This is a genomic window from Streptomyces sp. NPDC002580, assembly GCF_042889485.1.
GTDB lineage: Bacteria > Actinomycetota > Actinomycetes > Streptomycetales > Streptomycetaceae > Streptomyces.
Genome location: NZ_JBIAQZ010000021.1, coordinates 1 through 15,732 on the forward strand (window position 1 = coordinate 1; position 15,732 = coordinate 15,732).

16 protein-coding genes and 3 pseudogenes are annotated in these 15,732 nt (G+C 69.3%); 9 read left to right on the forward strand and 10 right to left on the reverse strand.

Going from position 1 to position 15,732, the window contains the following annotated elements; genetic code table 11:
* Positions 1–486: RNA-guided endonuclease InsQ/TnpB family protein (locus ACFYW7_RS37220; protein WP_389510807.1), on the forward strand; the 486-nt coding region annotated here is incomplete at its 5' end.
* An 86-nt stretch (positions 487–572) separates the two neighbouring features.
* Here ACFYW7_RS37220 and ACFYW7_RS37225 read toward each other — a convergent pair.
* Entirely contained in the window at positions 573–1,337 is a 765-nt protein-coding gene (locus ACFYW7_RS37225; RefSeq protein WP_389510809.1) for a hypothetical protein, read from the reverse strand.
* Positions 1,338–1,989: 652 nt separating this feature from the next.
* The gene (locus ACFYW7_RS37230; RefSeq protein WP_389510811.1) at positions 1,990–3,135 is read right to left on the reverse strand and encodes a hypothetical protein; all 1,146 of its coding nucleotides are present in this window, start codon (positions 3,133–3,135) and stop codon (positions 1,990–1,992) included.
* 549 nt (positions 3,136–3,684) lie between these two features.
* On the opposite strand from ACFYW7_RS37230, the gene ACFYW7_RS37235 reads away from it, so the two are divergent.
* Positions 3,685–4,047: a DUF2809 domain-containing protein gene (locus tag ACFYW7_RS37235; protein ID WP_389510813.1), complete on the forward strand. Its 363-nt coding sequence runs from the start codon at positions 3,685–3,687 to the stop codon at positions 4,045–4,047.
* A gap of 109 nt (positions 4,048–4,156) precedes the next feature.
* Here the strand turns inward: ACFYW7_RS37235 and ACFYW7_RS37240 are convergent, their stop codons facing one another.
* The 4 genes from ACFYW7_RS37240 to ACFYW7_RS37255 form a co-directional block, all read right to left on the reverse strand.
* Complete coding sequence (locus ACFYW7_RS37240; protein WP_389510815.1) at positions 4,157–4,564, reverse strand: DUF3224 domain-containing protein; 408 nt, start codon at positions 4,562–4,564, stop codon at positions 4,157–4,159.
* A gap of 191 nt (positions 4,565–4,755) precedes the next feature.
* Complete coding sequence (locus ACFYW7_RS37245; RefSeq protein ID WP_389510817.1) at positions 4,756–5,496, reverse strand: VOC family protein; 741 nt, start codon at positions 5,494–5,496, stop codon at positions 4,756–4,758.
* A 76-nt stretch (positions 5,497–5,572) separates the two neighbouring features.
* Positions 5,573–5,983, reverse strand: coding sequence for a DUF5958 family protein (locus ACFYW7_RS37250; RefSeq protein ID WP_389510819.1), 411 nt, complete (start codon positions 5,981–5,983; stop codon positions 5,573–5,575).
* 488 nt (positions 5,984–6,471) lie between these two features.
* Positions 6,472–6,933: a hypothetical protein gene (locus ACFYW7_RS37255; RefSeq protein ID WP_389510823.1), complete on the reverse strand. Its 462-nt coding sequence runs from the start codon at positions 6,931–6,933 to the stop codon at positions 6,472–6,474.
* A gap of 630 nt (positions 6,934–7,563) precedes the next feature.
* Between ACFYW7_RS37255 and ACFYW7_RS37260 the strand changes: the two genes are divergently transcribed.
* The 4 genes and pseudogenes from ACFYW7_RS37260 to ACFYW7_RS37275 form a co-directional block, all read left to right on the forward strand.
* Positions 7,564–8,331 carry an SDR family NAD(P)-dependent oxidoreductase gene (locus ACFYW7_RS37260; protein WP_389510826.1) on the forward strand — a complete coding sequence of 256 codons (768 nt, stop codon included), beginning with the start codon at positions 7,564–7,566 and terminating at the stop codon, positions 8,329–8,331.
* A 26-nt stretch (positions 8,332–8,357) separates the two neighbouring features.
* Entirely contained in the window at positions 8,358–8,729 is a 372-nt protein-coding gene (locus ACFYW7_RS37265) for a MerR family transcriptional regulator (protein WP_389510828.1), read from the forward strand.
* Positions 8,730–9,242: 513 nt separating this feature from the next.
* A complete protein-coding gene (locus ACFYW7_RS37270) occupies positions 9,243–9,827 on the forward strand; it encodes a DinB family protein (RefSeq protein WP_389510830.1) in 585 nt (194 codons plus the stop codon).
* A gap of 37 nt (positions 9,828–9,864) precedes the next feature.
* Positions 9,865–9,987 (forward strand): annotated as a pseudogene (locus tag ACFYW7_RS37275) (hypothetical protein); the annotation flags it as partial.
* 13 nt (positions 9,988–10,000) lie between these two features.
* Here the strand turns inward: ACFYW7_RS37275 and ACFYW7_RS37280 are convergent.
* The 4 genes and pseudogenes from ACFYW7_RS37280 to ACFYW7_RS37295 all read right to left on the reverse strand — a co-directional run bounded on the left by ACFYW7_RS37280 (position 10,001) and on the right by ACFYW7_RS37295 (position 13,242).
* On the reverse strand, positions 10,001–10,510 hold the full coding sequence (locus tag ACFYW7_RS37280) for a peptidoglycan-binding protein (RefSeq protein WP_389510832.1): 510 nt from the start codon (positions 10,508–10,510) through the stop codon (positions 10,001–10,003).
* 2 nt (positions 10,511–10,512) lie between these two features.
* Positions 10,513–10,722, reverse strand: a complete 210-nt coding sequence (locus ACFYW7_RS37285; protein ID WP_389510834.1) for a hypothetical protein — start codon at positions 10,720–10,722, stop codon at positions 10,513–10,515.
* Positions 10,723–11,152: 430 nt separating this feature from the next.
* Positions 11,153–11,977: a hypothetical protein gene (locus ACFYW7_RS37290; RefSeq protein WP_389510836.1), complete on the reverse strand. Its 825-nt coding sequence runs from the start codon at positions 11,975–11,977 to the stop codon at positions 11,153–11,155.
* 559 nt (positions 11,978–12,536) lie between these two features.
* A pseudogene (locus ACFYW7_RS37295) lies at positions 12,537–13,242 on the reverse strand (N-6 DNA methylase).
* Positions 13,243–13,867: 625 nt separating this feature from the next.
* On the opposite strand from ACFYW7_RS37295, the gene ACFYW7_RS37300 reads away from it, so the two are divergent.
* The 3 genes and pseudogenes from ACFYW7_RS37300 (at position 13,868) to ACFYW7_RS37310 (ending at position 15,643) form a co-directional block, all read left to right on the forward strand.
* The gene (locus ACFYW7_RS37300; RefSeq protein WP_389510917.1) at positions 13,868–14,035 is read left to right on the forward strand and encodes a hypothetical protein; all 168 of its coding nucleotides are present in this window, start codon (positions 13,868–13,870) and stop codon (positions 14,033–14,035) included.
* A pseudogene (locus ACFYW7_RS37305) lies at positions 14,011–14,241 on the forward strand (DinB family protein); the annotation flags it as partial. The gene ACFYW7_RS37300 and the pseudogene ACFYW7_RS37305, both read left to right, overlap by 25 nt.
* Before the next feature lie 217 nt (positions 14,242–14,458).
* Positions 14,459–15,643 (forward strand): macrolide family glycosyltransferase, encoded by a 1,185-nt coding sequence (locus ACFYW7_RS37310; RefSeq protein ID WP_389510838.1) that lies wholly within the window; start codon positions 14,459–14,461, stop codon positions 15,641–15,643.
* Positions 15,644–15,732 lie beyond the last annotated feature (89 nt).

Genomic DNA, 15,732 nt, shown 5'->3' on the forward strand with positions numbered 1-15,732 from the left:
CGCAAGGACTGGTGCCACCAGAACGCTTCGAGGCTGGTCCGCGACAACCAAGCGGTCTACCTCGAAGACCTGGCGGTCTCCGGCCTGGCTCGCACTCGCCTCGCCAAGTCTGTGCACGACGCCGCGTGGGGCATGTTCCGCCGCGTGCTGGAGGAGAAGGCGGCCCGCTACGGCCGGCACGTCGGCATCGTCTCCCGCTGGCTGCCCTCCTCCCGGACCTGCTCGGTCTGCTGGGTCGTGGACGGGAAGAAGCCTCTGCACGTGCGTATCTGGCGGTGCGAGGGCTGCGGTACTGAACATGATCGTGATCTCAACGCGTCGCGTGTGATCCTCGCCGCCGGGCAGGCGGAGAGGCTAAACGCCCCTGGAGGGCCGGTCAGTCCTGGGGTGGAAATCCCACGCCGGGCACGGCCCGTTGAACGGGGAACCCACCCGAAGGCCCAGCCGGTCACCACCGGCAGCCAGGCGGGAATCCCCGTCCTTTAGGGCGGGGAGGATGTCAAGAGTGCCGTACTTCCGCCGGTGGTTCGGGAACTTCGCTTCGGTGCGGACGACAGGGGAGGGTCCGGCCGTCACTCGGGGGCGGGTCGGACCGGTCGGGCCGGCAGGATCCGGTCGGGCACGTCGGCGGCGAGGGCTTCGCGAGTCGCGTACACGCGCAGCGTCCCACCGACCAGGACCACCCGGGGATCGGTCCATGTCTCGTGGGGTCCCGGGACCAGCGTTCGGGTCGTGCCGTGGGCGGCGTCGTGGATCAGCACGGAGACGATGCTGGTGACCAACTGCCCAGGCCCGTAGGACTGCCGGGGATGGTCGTCCGGCCCGTCCGCCTGCACCGCGAGGAACCTGCCGTCGAGCCAGTGCCCGTAGGAGTCCAGGTGGGTCCCGGTCCCGGCGGCGACCGGGACACCGTCCACCCACAGTCGTACGCCCGACGCTTCCCAGCCCTGCCAGAACACCGCGCGATGCCGGTCGGCGCCACCGCTGAACTGCACTCTCACCACGAAGTCGGCCCGGGAACCGTGGAATCCACCGCAGGCTCCCTGGACCGGACCCTCACGCTCGCCGCGCGGAAGCGCCTCGGCGGCCGACGGCACCACAGGGTCCTGAGAGCAGACCGACGGCTCGCGACAGACACGGTCCATGCGCCGTGTGCACCCGAAGCCTGCCGCCGCGCAGTCGCGTGCGGACGCGACGGACAGCAGGGCGGCCAGGCGCTCTCCGTAGGCGTCCCGGTCGACCTGGCGCATCTCGTCCTGTGCTTGCTGCCAGCAGGCCAGCAGTTCGGTTCCCGGCGGCGACTGCCGCAGCCACTCGGCCCACTCCTCGTCCCTCACCGCTGACACCTCCTCACGGGCTCCCCGTCGCCCGGCCCGCCAGAAACCCGTGACCGGCGCGGCCGCACCCCGTGCCCGACGGCGGGGCATTCGCGATCTCACGGAATCACCCTTCGCAAGCCAACACCGAAGCGATGCTCCACTCCCATTCCCCCCAGTTCTCTACCAGGACCGACCATGACGCGTACCGGCCGGACTGTTCCCCTCGTCAAGTCTTACAGGCTCTTGTCGCGGGCGTACTCGGTGAAGTCGGGAGGCTCGTAGCCGCGCCCTGTCGTCGCGTTGAAGGCCGCGAGCGCATGGTGGTCTTGATCCGTCGGTCTTGAGCCGTTCCAGCCCTCAGAAGGTCGGAGGGGCCGGGCCGGTGCCCAGCGATCGGTCGTTTCGCCGGCGCCGGTGCGGCTTCCGGACGACGCTTGCCCTCGGCGGAGGTCTGAGCCTGCTGGTGCACATCGTCAGGCCACGGCGTCAGTGACATCGGACGGCCAACCGGGGGACGACGAGGTCGCCGTGCTGGAGGAGTCGACGCGGCTCTTCGCGCACTCGCACCACCATTCAGGCCGGCCAGGGACGTTCTGCAGCTTCCGCTGACCTGTCCGGCCGGGTAGCACGAGCACATGCCTGATGTTCGAGGCCATCGGGTGGATCCGCCTCAGGTCTGATCCGGCGGGCGCATGTAGGCGACGATCACCGGACGTTGGAAGTTGAACTCCTCGACACCCCGGGCGGAGATGTCGCCGGCGCCCCAGACCTGACGCGTGCCCGGTACCTGGACGAGGCTGAAGAGTTCGAGCCGTTGGCCTCGGTCGAATTCCGTGATCTCGCCGGACTTCCCCGGCATCAGGGGCGGGGCTGCGACGGGGTCGACCGTGCCGTCGACGCGAAGCCGCGTCGACGGTCCGAGGAGCCCCCGGCCGCCGTCCCAGGCGACCGGGCGAGTGACGTCGTACGGTGCTCGCGGCCGCTTCTCCCACCGGCTGCCGTCCCAGTGGGCGACGACAGGCGCCTCGTCGTCCCCCTCGTCGGGTTCGTCGCCCCGGTAGGACTGCGTGCCGACCGCCCACGCTCCGTCCGGACCGGCCGTCACCACGTCCCGCAGTTCGGCGCCGTGATCGTCGCCGGGTCCGGCCGGGGCCGGAGGATCGAAGTGCGGGAAGGAAGTGAGCCGCCAGGCGTGTCCGTCGTAGTGCATCGCGGCAGGCTCGGGTCGGCGGACGTCGAACACCTCCTTGCCCGGCGTGGAGCCGACCGCCCAGATGTCGTCGGGTGCCTGTCCGGCGATCGCCGTCGCCACGGCCGGCAGCCGCACACCCGTCCAGCGCACGCCGTTCCAGTGCCAGATCGTCCGCGCCTCGGCGGGCCACCGGCCCGGGGCCGTGGCAGGTCCTGCCAGCATCCACACGTCGTCCGGGGCGAAGACGGCCGCGTCCTGGTAGCGCTCGGCGACTCGGCCCGGCGGCGACGGTATCTCCCGCCAGCGGCGGCCGTCCCAGCGGACGACGACCACGGCGAGGTCCTTCCTCGGGTCGCCGGCGAAGAGCCAAGTGTTGTCCGGTCCGGATGACTGCAGTCGGGGATGTTGAGCGCTGAGCCGTGTGAGGACCGGCAGTTCGGTGGCGGCGTCATAGTCCCGCCACCGCCGGCCGTCGTAGTGGAGGAAGAAGGACTCGGGATCACGGTCGAGTGTTGTTCCGACCGCCCAGGCGTCCCGGTCCGACGCGGCCGCCAAGCCGATCAGCATGGCGTTGTCCGACGTGCCGGAGTACGCGATCCTCCAGCCGTCCGGCTTCTCGTTCACGGGAGACGTCGTCGTCGACGACTCAGGGCGCTTCTGCTTCTCCGAATCGGCGGGTGCGGACTCGGTGGGCGATGGCGTCCTGCCGTTCGCTTCCCCTGTCCGGCCTGCGCAGGCGGCAAGCAGCGTCAGGCACAGAACGGCTCCCGCGGCGCGCGTTGTCGTGCGGCCGCGGGAGCCGAACGTCATCAGGTACCTCCGAGATCGAGCAAGATCGCGAGATTCTAAGCCCTCATACGGATGCCCCACCAGAGAGTGACGGCGAGCGGAGCCACCCGCTCGCGGCCACCCCGCACAGGCTTCCCGTGACGCACCCCGACTCACTTTGGTGGCACGGTCGTTGATGGGCCGATGGCCTCCGCGCACACGGCTTGCGCACGGCCCTGTGAGCCGGGCACCTCTCAGTGAGCGCGACCCCTTCAGACCCTGGACCTCGTCCCTCGGGCCCCGGACCGCTTGCGGCTGCGCGCGACACTCGACGAGTGAGGGGTGGTGGACTGGGCCGCCCCGGATTCTGCACAGGGTCCGGCACAGCACGTAGGGTGCCGGTCAATGAGCAGACGCTGGTGGGCTTTCGGCGCGGCGGGGGTGACCGTCGCTGCAGGTCTCGGTGTGCGGTCGTGGACTGGCGGGGACTTCGCGAAGTACGCGGGGGACGCTCTCTACACGGTGTTGGTGTGTGCCGTCGTGGTCATGGTGGCGCCGAGGTTGCGCCCCGCTGTTGTCGCGGGCGTAGCGTTGGGATTCAGCTGGGCCGTGGAGCTGTTGCAGATCGCGGGGATCCCCGTCGTTCTGCAGCCACTGCTCGGGGCGACCTTCAACGCGCCCGACCTGTTCTGGTACGTCGTGGGTGCCGTCCTGGGATGGTTCCTCGCCCGGAGAGGCCGCCGCACGCGCGTGCGGATCAGCGACTGATCCTGTCCTCATTCGAGGGACGCCTTCTCCCGCGGGCGGTTCCCGTAGTTCTGCGCGAGGCCTGCCGGCCGGGTGTGCGGCGCAGGCCTCATCGCTGCCCTGCCCCGGCCTACCGGCCGAGCTCGTAGTCGAACCAGATCCGGTGCGTGCCGTCCGGGTCGATCGCGATGCCGCCTGCCCCGGTGATCCCGGCCAGGGCACCCGTTCCGCTGGTCGGCACGATGATGAAGAAGTCGTTCTTCCGCCCTTCGCCCAGGGCCGTCGCGGAGTGCGCGAAATTGAAGGCGCCGGCCTGCCCGTGGAGCGTCCCCTCGAAGGATTCCATGGCGACGTACGTCCCCGTCCCGCCGGCCTGGTCGAACGCGGCGGTGAACAAGGTCGCCGAGCGTCCGGCGATCTCGCCCTCGTACTCCTTCTCCATCGTGGCGACACCGACGGGCAGCGCCGTCTCGATCGGGGGAGCAGGCACCGGAGTTGGGGTGAAGTCGGCAACTTTGAATGTTCCTGTGGCTCGCATCCTCGGATCGTATGCCGCACCACTGACATTTCCGCCGAGCCGGCCGACCGTGCCCCGGACGCGCAGCAGTTCGTCGCCCGGCCCGGTCGTGACGCCTCAGCCGGGTCCCAGGTGCCGGCGCGCAGGCAGGTGGAAACGTAGGTACGTAGGCGCGCAACGTACACATGTCGGCATATCGCCATGTCCCCGCGTCAGGGTGTGGCGAGGACGCAGAACTCGTGGCCCTCCGGGTCCTCCAGGCACGTCCACGGGACGTCGCCCTGGCCGAGGTCGAGGTCGGTGGCGCCGAGGGCCCGCAGCCTGGCCACCTCCGCCGCCTTGTCGTCGCCCGGGTACGGCAGCAGGTCGAGGTGGACACGGTCCGGCACGGTCTTCGTGCCGGGGACGCGGAGGAATTCGATGTACGGGCCGACACCCTTGGGGGAGCGCAGCCCCGCTTGATGGTCGGTCGCCTCGTGCGGGGTCCAGTCCGTCGCCTCGCCCCAGAACCGGGCCATGGCCCGCGGGTCCGCACAGTCGACGACCACCGCGGCGATCGGCCCGGTGTCCCGGTAGACCTCCCGCGGCTCCAGTACGCAGAACTCGTTGCCCTCGGGGTCGGCGAGGACCGTCCACGGCACATCACCCTGCCCCACGTCGACGGGCGTCGCGCCGAGATCCTTGACGCGCGCGACCAACTCCGCCTGATGCGCGTCGGACGTGCTGGCGAGATCGAGGTGCACACGGTTCTTCGTACGCGTCTTGGATTCCGGGACCGGGACGACGTCGATGCCGAGGACGACCGGGTCCGGCCAGACGAGATCGCTGCCGGGACCCACGTACGTGGTCACGCCCGGGCGGAAGGCACTCCAGCCGAGCGCCTCCGCCCAGAACCGGCCGACCGCCGATCCGTCCTGGGCCTTCACGTTCACCTGAACTGGTCGCAGTGCCATGCCGGCGATCCTATGCACTCGCGCCACGACGGCATCCCGGATTCTCTCCGCCACGTCGGCGGCTCCGGTGCCGGACTCACCCCTCCGCGGGGTCGACGACGGGCCGCTGGTGCCACCAGTGACCGCAGTCGCCACGGCAGAAGGTCACACGGCGTCGCGCGTCCGCGACGGCGAGCAGCGCGACCAGCAGACGGAACGCCTTGCGACGTTCGTCGACCGGGGTGAGTCCGGCGATCTTCCTCAACTGCTGGTCGATCCGGCTGCGGGTGATCAGCACCGCGGGAGTGTGCGTCGGACGCAGCCCGGCACGGCGGATGCTCTCCGGTCCGTCCTCTTCCACAGCGCGAGCCTGGAGGCAGTGATGGCTCAGATGACGCAGCACCTCGTACTGCTTCTCCTGGGGGAGGGCGTCGAACCACTCGACGCCCTCCTGCATCGGGCGCAGTCCCTGGGCGAGTTCGTTGAGTATGACGTCGCGTCTCGTCACCGTGGGCTCCCGTCGAACTGGCGGCGACGCGCCGCGGTGATCAGGGTCCGGGGACCACCGGACCGCCGGACCGGTGACTCGGGCACCCCACCACTCTGCCGTGCACGGCCGGTTGTACACCAACCCTTTGGCGAGGTGCGATGCCTCGGCCTGGAGGTGAGTCCCTTCGGTACGAGTCGAGGACGCGGGCGTCATACCGCAACGAAAAGCCCGCTCATCCGCGTCGAACCCCCTTCGAGCCCCGGTGATCTCGTTCATGAACGAAATACAGGACAGTCCCCCAAAGGGGTCCACGGCACTGTCCTCGCCCGGCATCGAGTCTGGACGGCTACGGAGCGGTGCACGTAGCTCCGTACTTGCCGGAGCACTCAGAGGACTACGGCGACACGGCCTGCAAGGCTGCCGCCCGTCCACATGCACGGGCGGCAGCCTTGCAGGATGCGGTCACACGGCGGGGCACCGCTCCAGCGCCCCGCCGCCGGGACCTGTCAGTCCACGTACCACTTGCCGCACTTGGTGATGCCGTCGATCTCGGCACAGGCACGGGCGGCGAAGTTGGAGTTGTAGACGGACTGCGTGCGGCTGCCGGTGTACGGGCCGCACATCTTCCAGCCCTCGCTCTTCGCCTGCTGGTCGCTGACGATGCCCTTGGTGTTGGGGAACGAGTGGAAGCTGCGGTCGACCCACAGCCGGTCGCCGGCCTTCCGGCCGGACTTGATCTCCGCGCGGCTGTAGCGGTCGAGCGCTGACTCGTTCTGCAACTCGACGCGGCGGCCGTTGAAGGTGAACGAGGCTCCGGACTCGACGGCGCTGAAGACGCCGATGACGGCGATGCCGTCGCAGTCGTCCTCGGTGGCCGAGGCCGCCGACGCGGGGATGAAGGCTATGGCGCCGCTGCCGATCAGAACGGCCGAGGCCGCGACCACGCGGCCCATACGGGACTTCTTCACAGGGTTCCTTTGTTCAGTGCCGATGGGTGGGGGGCTAGCGCTGCGCTGGACGGGCAGAGACCGGAACCCGGCGCCGCCGAGGCACAGAGGTGCCCCGGTGCACAGGTGCAGGGTTGTTGTCGTCCGGCTGCCGGTGGGCCGGTCGCGCCGCCTCGTCCGGTGCGACACCCACAGACTCCAGGGCGTCAGGGGCCCCGACAACAACTGCCGTCATACCTGGGACGGTGGGACCATCCCACCCCTGTTGACCTGTGGCGACAGGGAGACCTTGGGACGCCGTCCCGAGATCCGGAGACGACCTCCGGCTTCTGCGGGGGTCGCTGACAGAGGAAGTCGAGAGGAAAGGTCGGTGAGTGCGGCCGGCCTGCCGGCGTGGCACGGCGCGGGGCAGGCAGCGGAAGCGTCCCCGCCGTCGTGCGCGACGAGGGCCTGTCATCTGTGGCAAGGGGATCCGTGGCGACCGTCGTGCCCATCAAGACCGACTCCGGAGCGACGACACGACACCACTCCCACGGGAACACCCGCCCTATGCCCGAACAGCGAAAACGCAGTCCTCAAGTCCGGAAAGACAACAGCTGCTAAACGTTGACCACAGCTGCTTGACCTTGCCGCTGGCGGCAGGGTTGCACGATGACCGGCATGAACAGCACCGCATCGCAGAGCAGCAGGGTCGTCGCCGTCACCGGAGCAGGCACAGGGATCGGCCGGGCCACTGCCCGCGTTTTCGCCTCCGAGGGTGCCCACGTGATCGCGATCGGGCGGCGGGCCGAACCGCTCAAGGAGACCGCTGCCGGGCACGACCGGATCACGCCGCTGGCCGCCGACATCACCGCCGAGGGCGAGCCCGATCGGATCATCCAGGCCGTGCTCAAGACACACGGCCGGCTGGACGTGCTGGTCAACAACGCCGGCATAGTGCGCAGCGGCGCCCTCGGCACGCTGACGCCGGAGATGATCGCGGTTCAGCTTGCCACCAATCTCGTGGCCCCTGTCCTGCTGGCCCAGGTCGCGCTGCCACTCCTGGAGAAGTCGGGCGGGGTGATCGTCAATGTCAGTACGTCGGTGGGGCAGCGGGCCTGGCCCGGCAGCTCGGTCTACGCGGCGACCAAGACCGCCCTGGAGTTGCTGACCCGCAGTTGGGCGGTCGAGTTGGCACCCCGCGGGATCCGGGTGGTGGCGGTCGCCCCCGGCGCGATCGACACCCCCATCGGGGGGCACCAGGGCCTGACGCCGGAGCGAATGGCAGCGGTGCGGGAGTGGCAGCTGGCGCACACCCCACTGGGCCGGATCGGCCGCCCCGAGGAGGTGGCCTGGGCGGTCACCCAGCTTGCCGCGCCGGCAGCATCGTTCGTCACCGGAGTGGTACTCCCAGTCGACGGCGGGGCAGTCGTGGCGTGATAGGAGTGGCCCGGGAGGTGGGATGGGTGCGGATCGGTGAACTGGCCAAAACGACCGGGACAACCGCCCGTGCGCTGCGGCACTACGAGCAGGCCAGACTGATCTCCTCGCAGCGGGCCCCCAACGGCTACCGCATCTACGACGAGCGGGCCGTGGTGCGGGTTCGTAACATCCGCTACCTGCTGGCCGCCGGGCTCACCCTGGACGACGTGCACGTGTTCCTGCCATGCCTGGACGGCGATCTGGCTGCCGCACCGCCCTCGGACAAGGGCTTGCGGGTAGCGCTGGAACGGCTGGCGGTCCTCAACCAACGGATTGCCGCCCAGACTGAGGCCCGCGACCGGCTGGAAGCAGCACTCCGGGAGAAGACCGGCGATCGAATCCGCCCGGTGGCCTGACCAGTTGTCTCACTGCCGAGGGCGGAGAACTGCCGGAGCAAGGCGAGACACCCTCGACTGGACTCGTCTCATGCTGGGCTATCGGGCGTAACCGATCCGGACCGGCCGTTCACCACGTGGCGCGGGCACAACGGTAAGGACGGGGGCTGCCTTCCAGGTCCGGCCCGGCTGCCGGTCGGCGAGTACCGGGATCTCCGGTTCCTCGCGGAGCGCGGGGACCAGGACGAGGCGGGGGTGTGGTACTTCGCGGCGGTCTTCCCGCCGCGGGTCCGGCAGGCGCTGCCAGCGGGCACTCCGCAGTTCGGGCAGCCGTGGCGCTCGACCGCGAGCGCGGCCTGATCGGGCGTCAAATTCATGACGGCAGTCCCTCAGAGGTTGTCCCACGTGGCAGGTTTCGCAAGCTTCTTGAGTGGCTCAGTGCGGTGGCCATGGCCAGGCTTCGGCTCTGCCGGTCGTTGCGGTCCACGTACGGGATCTTGAGGCCACGAGTAACCCATGGCAGGCTCATGCCGCATGATCGATGAATTCGCGAAGGACAGCCTGCACGGGAGACTGCGGCGGGACCGCGAGGCGCTGCTCTGGAAACTCGACGGCCTGTCCGAATACGATGCCCGCCGACCTTTGACAGTGACCGGGACCAACCTCCTCGGCCTGGTCAAACACGTGGCCAGCGTCGAGGCCAAGTACTTCGGCGAGGTCTTCGGCCGGCCGTCCCCGGAACTGCTGCCCCGGTGGCAGGACCACGACGGCAGCGATCTGTGGGCGGCTGAGGACGAGGCGCGCGATCAGATCATCGAGTTCTACCGGCGCACGTGGGAACACTCGGACGCGACGATCGACGAGCTTGCCCTCGATGCCCCCGGCCACGTGCCGTGGTGGCCGGAGCCTCATACCAACACGAACCTGTTCGCCATCCTGGTTCACGTCGTCGGCGAGACAAACCGGCATGCGGGGCACGCCGACATCCTGCGCGAAGGCGTCGACGGCCGAACCGGGATGCGCCCCGAACACGAGATGCAGATCGATGAGGACGCCCGCACCGCCTACTGCGCGAAGATCGAGCAGGCCGCCAGATCGGCCTCATCAGCCGAGGCGTAGAGGGCTGTCCCACGTGACTTGATGTTCGGGCGGCATGATGCCTGCCGTGAGTGCCGATCTGCCGAAGCGTCTGGTTCCTGATGAACTCTGGGAGCTGGTCGCCCCGTTGCTGCCGTCGTTCGCGGCTCGACCGCAAGGTGGCGCGACCGCTCCGCGTGACGAGCGGGCCGTGTTCACCGCAGTGGTGTACGTGTTGACCAGCGGCTGTGCCTGGCGGCTGTGCCTGGCGGCATCTGCCGCCGACGTTCGGCGCGTCCTCCGCCACCGCGCATCGGGCAGGCCGCCGAGCGCAGGTCCAGAGCCGTCGACCCGGACTCGTCGGTGTTGTAGAGCTCGGCCTTGGTGCTCGGCCCGACCTGCCCGTCGGCCGTCAGGCCGTGCCCGGCCTGGAAGGACTTCACCGCCGCCAGTGTGCCCGCCCCGAACTCACCGTCCGCGTCGACGCTGTGGCCGAAGTGGCGGAGCAGCCACCGCAGTTCGGTGACGCGGCCGCTCTTGTTGTCCTGGACAGCGTTCGCCGGGCACGAGGAGGACAGGAGGTTGATCGGCGCGGGCGCCGAGCCGCCGGTGGCGTAGAGCTTGACCTTGGCGCCGGGGCCCACCCGTCCGTCCACGGCGATCGCGACGGAGGCCTGGTACTCGCGGACCGCGTACAAGGTGGCGGCGCCGAAGCTGCCGTCCACCGTCAGCCCGGCGCCGTGGCGTTGAGCAGGTTCTTCAGCTCGGTGACGCAGCCGCTCGACTGACCCTGCAGGATCTCGGTGGGACAGGAGGCGGAGGTCAGCTTGATCGCCGCCGGAGCCGCCATCGCCGGGGCGGCGGCGAGCAGGGAGGCCGCCGACAGGAGCACCGCGGCCGCCACCACCGTGGTCCTGGCCCGCCGGCCAGACTCCACAGAAGAATCCTTGGATATGGTCTTGATAGGGGGAAATCTCTCCTTCGACGGATATGCGGATGACGGTCGGTCGAACCACGTCGCACACCGCCGGGTTTCGTCGTTCGCGGAGGATGCCGCAGGCCCGACGGCAGACGTCCGTCCTGGGCCAGGAACCGGCATGTCATGAGGGAACCGGCCCTTCTGATTCTCTTCCGGGGATGTCCCTGACGAGCCGCAGCTGCCAGCCTCCTTGCACACCCGGGTTCGGGAAGCACCTCACCGCCTCCTTGGAGGCGGGTCAGCGCGGGGCCAGGGCGGAGTGGCCGGCAGCGACGCGCCTGAACGGCGCCGAGCAGTACAGCTGATCTCTCTGTGCGCCCTGCTCCTGAACTCGATTGGGGCGATGTCGGGTTTGGTTGACGTGCGACCTCTTGCCTGCCTTCCGCTTTCAGCGGCGGGTCGGTTGGAGGCGCTCGATGCGGTCGAGGTCGCCGGCGAGCAGGTCGCGGTGGCTGATGATGAAGTCTCCGTTGGGCAGGTTCCGTCCGTGGTCGTAGTGCCGGCCCACGACGGCGGTAGGGAGAAAGGCGCGCAGGCGGTGGCGCGTGCCCTGGGGGTAGTCGACGGGTGCGCCCCAGCCGGAGGGGGCTTGGTCGGTGGAGAACAGGACCCAGTGGTCCACGGGCACGGTGCTGTGGAGGTCCGGCGCCCTGCCGGTGTGGCTGTCCAGGGCCGGCACGGTCAGCCGGTCGGGGTCGAGGGGCGTGTACCACAGCAGCAGGGGCTTGGCCCTTTGCGCGTCGGCGTTGTCGAAGCAGCACACGGCGATGGTGTGGTCGGGGAAGTGGTCGGCGTAGAAGCGGAGGAGGTCCGGATCGAGGTCGGGGCGCCGGTGCTGCGGCACCTGCCGCAGTGCGGCTGGGACCTCGGTGGGATCAGTGGCCAGGAGCACCGTGTAGATGTCGTGGTCGAAGACCTGGACGGACTGAGGTTCCGCGCTCATCCACGCGATGCCCTCGGCTGCGACAGAGGCGGATTCGACGGCGTCGACCATGCGGTGCAGGACGTCGCCGATGCGTCCGGCGGAGAGGAAGTGCCGGTGGGTGAGCTGTCGGGTGGGCAGGTGCAGCAGCATGGCGTTCGGGCCGTCTGCCAGGTTGGCGGCGGTGTTCTGGTAGCCCAGGACGTGGATGAGGCCGTGCTCGGGGTGGTGTTGCCGGCCGCAGTACACGATCGTGCCGGAGAACGCGGCCTCACCTGCTGAGATGCACATGGCGGCAAGGTACCGCCCCTGCCCGGTGGGCGCCGAGGGTGTGTGACCTGCCGAGCACCGCTACGCGAACGGACCCGCGACGTGGCGTCTGGATCCCCGGCAGGCTGGTCGTGCAGCTCGTGGAGGTAGGGGCGGGATCGTTGTTGGCGTGATCCTCGGGACCGCACCATTGAGTGGTCGAGGACGCGTTCGGTGCCGGCCAGGTAGTTGTCGACCAGGGCGAGGGGGTACTGAGCCGGGACGGGTGCCACTACGGCCGGGTGATCTGGCTGAGATCCAGAGCCGGCGAGGTGGCCGAGATCCTTCCGGAGTCTCCTCGATCCGAAGGGGCAACTCCACAACCTCGGCCTCAAGGTCCTCAACCCCCTTCCGGGGGACGGTCTCCCGCGCCCGAAGCCCTGCCCGGTAAAGACACCATGGCGCCCCACCTCCATCCGACCGGGCGGTCGGAGGACGACGGCGCCACCACGCAACAACCGGTGTCTGCCCCGATCGGCCCGCAGATTCAGGCCCGTTGCGAGGAGGGCCGAGCCGTCTGATGACCTCGCGCATCTTCGCCTCATCGGCCTGGTGGACGGTCTCGCCCATGTGCGGATCCCGGGCGTGCGGCGTGTGGATCAGCAGCGGCATCCCGCCCCAGGCGAACCAGAGACCGAAGGACCGTGGACCGCATGCTCAGTACCCGGTTTCGGCACGGTGCCGGGGCGCTCACCTCCGGGAAGAAGTCGAGGTACTCCGGATCGCTCGGCCGCTCGACGGACAGATCCTTCGGGCTCAGTCCGTACGCCTCGAGCAGCGGCTGGTGAGCGGCGACCTCGGCGCGCGGCACGCCGCCGTACAGGTGCGCCCGGACGTCCTGCGGCTCCGGCGGGGGACTGTTGTCGACATAGCGTCTGATGTTGAGGTTGTCGTCGTTGGCGGCCGGAGCGTGGCGATCGACGACGCGGGCGAAGCCACTCACGTCGACGGCGGCGTGGAAGGCCGCCGTCACCTTGTCGATGTGCTGCGGAAGCATCACGTTGCGCGCGCTCCGCCCGGTACTCGCGGTCAGCGTTGATAAACAGCACCCGCCCGCGCAGCTCAGGACGCTTCGCTCCCAGCGGCCGCAGGACGAGGACGCACGCGGGAACGGACGTGTTCGTGAACAGCCCGGACGGCAGCCCCGCGCCTTCCGGTCTTGGTGAAGTCCAGGTGGGCGAACGCGTCCGTGAGCTGAGGGTGGGCGGCGGCCATCGCGGCCAGGGCGGGGCAAGGCGGCTCTCCACGATGCGGTTGTCGGTGCCTGCCAGGTGACCCCAGCGTGCGGCCGGCGGGACGTACAGGCTCCTCGTGCGTTCGTGGGCGGGCCGGGAAGTCGGCGAAGTCCGCCGCCTGCTCCGGACTGCTTCCCTGCACGGTGACGGCCGCCTTGGCCGGCTGGCCGAAACCCGGACACGAACCGGTCGCCGTCAAGCTGAACGAGGTGATTCTCAAGGAACTCCATGTACGGCCGGGCCTGCTGGCCGTATTCCTGGCCATATCCATGAATGATTTCAACAGCACACGGAGTCTGAGAATCTGGGAGGACTAGGCCGCGCTGCGCGGATTCATGAAATCTTAACCGCACTTCTCCGGGGCGCGCCGGGAAAAAGCTCATGCTCGACTGGGAGGGGACGCGCTAGGAATGCGAGGAGGCCATGGGGCTCCCGACCTTCGAAGAATTACGGACCCCGCTCGACGCCGTCCGGGGTCCCGGACCCAGTGGATTCGCCTCCCCGGAATCATGAAACCGCACGAGATCCGTAAGAGGCCCGCTCGATAAGTACTTGAGAACCTCTTGAGGGGCGTCTGAGTTTTCATGGTCACGATGCCTGAAGAAAGCCTGGAAACGACCTCGGAGGAGTTCGGTGCATGAGCGCGACCATCGAGGCCGCCCCGCGGTCTCTCGCCGACCGCTTCCTGCACGGCTACGACCTCGCGCACGGCATGGTCTGGAGTTCGCCGAGGACTTCGACGACACCACCGCCCGCCTCGCGCCCGCCCCGCACAAGCCGCTGGTGTGGTTCCTCGGCCACCTGACCTGTGCCACCGACTACTTCTCCACCCTCCATCAGGGAACCCGGTCGCTGGTCACGGAGGAGTTCTCGCGCCGCTACGCCGGCAACGAGGACCAGGACTGGTCCATCGGCCCCTCCCTTGAGGAGATGACCGGCCTCCACCGGGCCGTGCGCGCCCGCATGCGCGCCTTCGTGGCCGGGCTGACCCCCGCCGACCTGGACAGCGAGTCCCCGCTGGAACCCGTCGGCGACGACCGGCTCAAGAACCTCGGAAAGGCGCTGGCCATCATTCATATGCGCGACGCCCGATCACCGCGGGCAGGTCGGCTGTCTGCGCATGGCCCTGGGCAAGCACGTTCCCTTCTGGACCGCTCCGTCCCGGACGCTGTTACGGTGAGGAAGAAATTCACCCAAAGCGTTCGGTGTGCCACGGAGGAGAGAATTCATGTCGTCTCACATCGCCTTCTTCAATTTCCCGGCGATCGGCCATGTGAACCCCACGCTGGGCGTGATCGAAGAACTGGTGAAGCGGGGAAACAGGGTCACCTGCACCGTGACCGAACATTTCGTACCCGCGGTACGGGCGGCGGGCGCGGAACCGGTCGTGTACGAATCGGTCTTCGGTGAGTTCTACCGAAGCCCCTACACGGCCGAGGCGAACGCCGGAGAAGGAATGCGGTGTCTGAACGACGCGACCTCCCTGGTGGAACAGGTGGGCCTCTTCTATGAAAAGAACAAGCCGGATCTCATCGCCCACGATTTCATGGCCTGGGGGGCCCGCTTCTACGCCGCGAAGAACGAGATCCCGGTGGTCCGGCTGTTTCCGTCCTACGCCTGGAACGAGCACTTCAACATCCAGGAGAGGTTCCCGCTCGCGGAATTCACCGACCCTCAGGTCATGGACATGATCGGCAAGCTCGCGGCGCTGCTGCCGGAGTTCGGGCTGCCCGCCGACCCGATGGCGTTCTTCCAGGGCATCGAGAAGCGCGGCATCGTCTTCATGCCCCGCACGTTCCACTACGACGGTGACACCTTCGACGAGCGCTTCGTCTTCGCCGGGCCCTGCCTGGGCGACCGCTCCTTCCAGGGCACCTGGCGGCCCGCCTCGCCTGACCGGCCCGCCGTGCTGATCTCCCTGGGCACCGCGGCCACCGGCTGGCCGGAGTTCTTCTCCCTGGCCGTCGAGGCCTTCCGCGACCTGACGGACCGCGAGGTCGTCATCGCCGTCGGCGACCACCTGGACCCGGCCGAACTCGGCGAGCTGCCGCCCCACTTCACGGTGCGCCGGCACGTGCCCCAGCTCGACGTGCTGCGCCACGCCGGCCTGTTCGTCACCCACGGCGGCATGAACAGCACCATGGAAGCCCTCTACCACGGCGTGCCCATGGTGGTGATCCCGCAGATGAACGAGCAGCGGGCCAACGGCCTCAGGGTCGAGGAACTCGGTCTCGGCCGCCACCTCGCCAAGGAGGACACCACCGCGCAGAGCCTGCGCGCGGCCGTCGACCAGATCGCGAACGACGCCGCGACGACCGAGCGCGTGCGCGCCTTCGGCGCGAGCATGCGCGCCGTCGACGGCCCCGCCGTCGCGGCCGACGCCGTCGAGTCCTTCCTGGCCGGACGCCGCTGAGCGCACACCGGGCGGGGGGGGGGGGTGGGGCGCCCCCCGCGCTCCAGGAGTGGTGGTGTGGCCGGACCGCCGCGGCGGGCGGGGGTCTG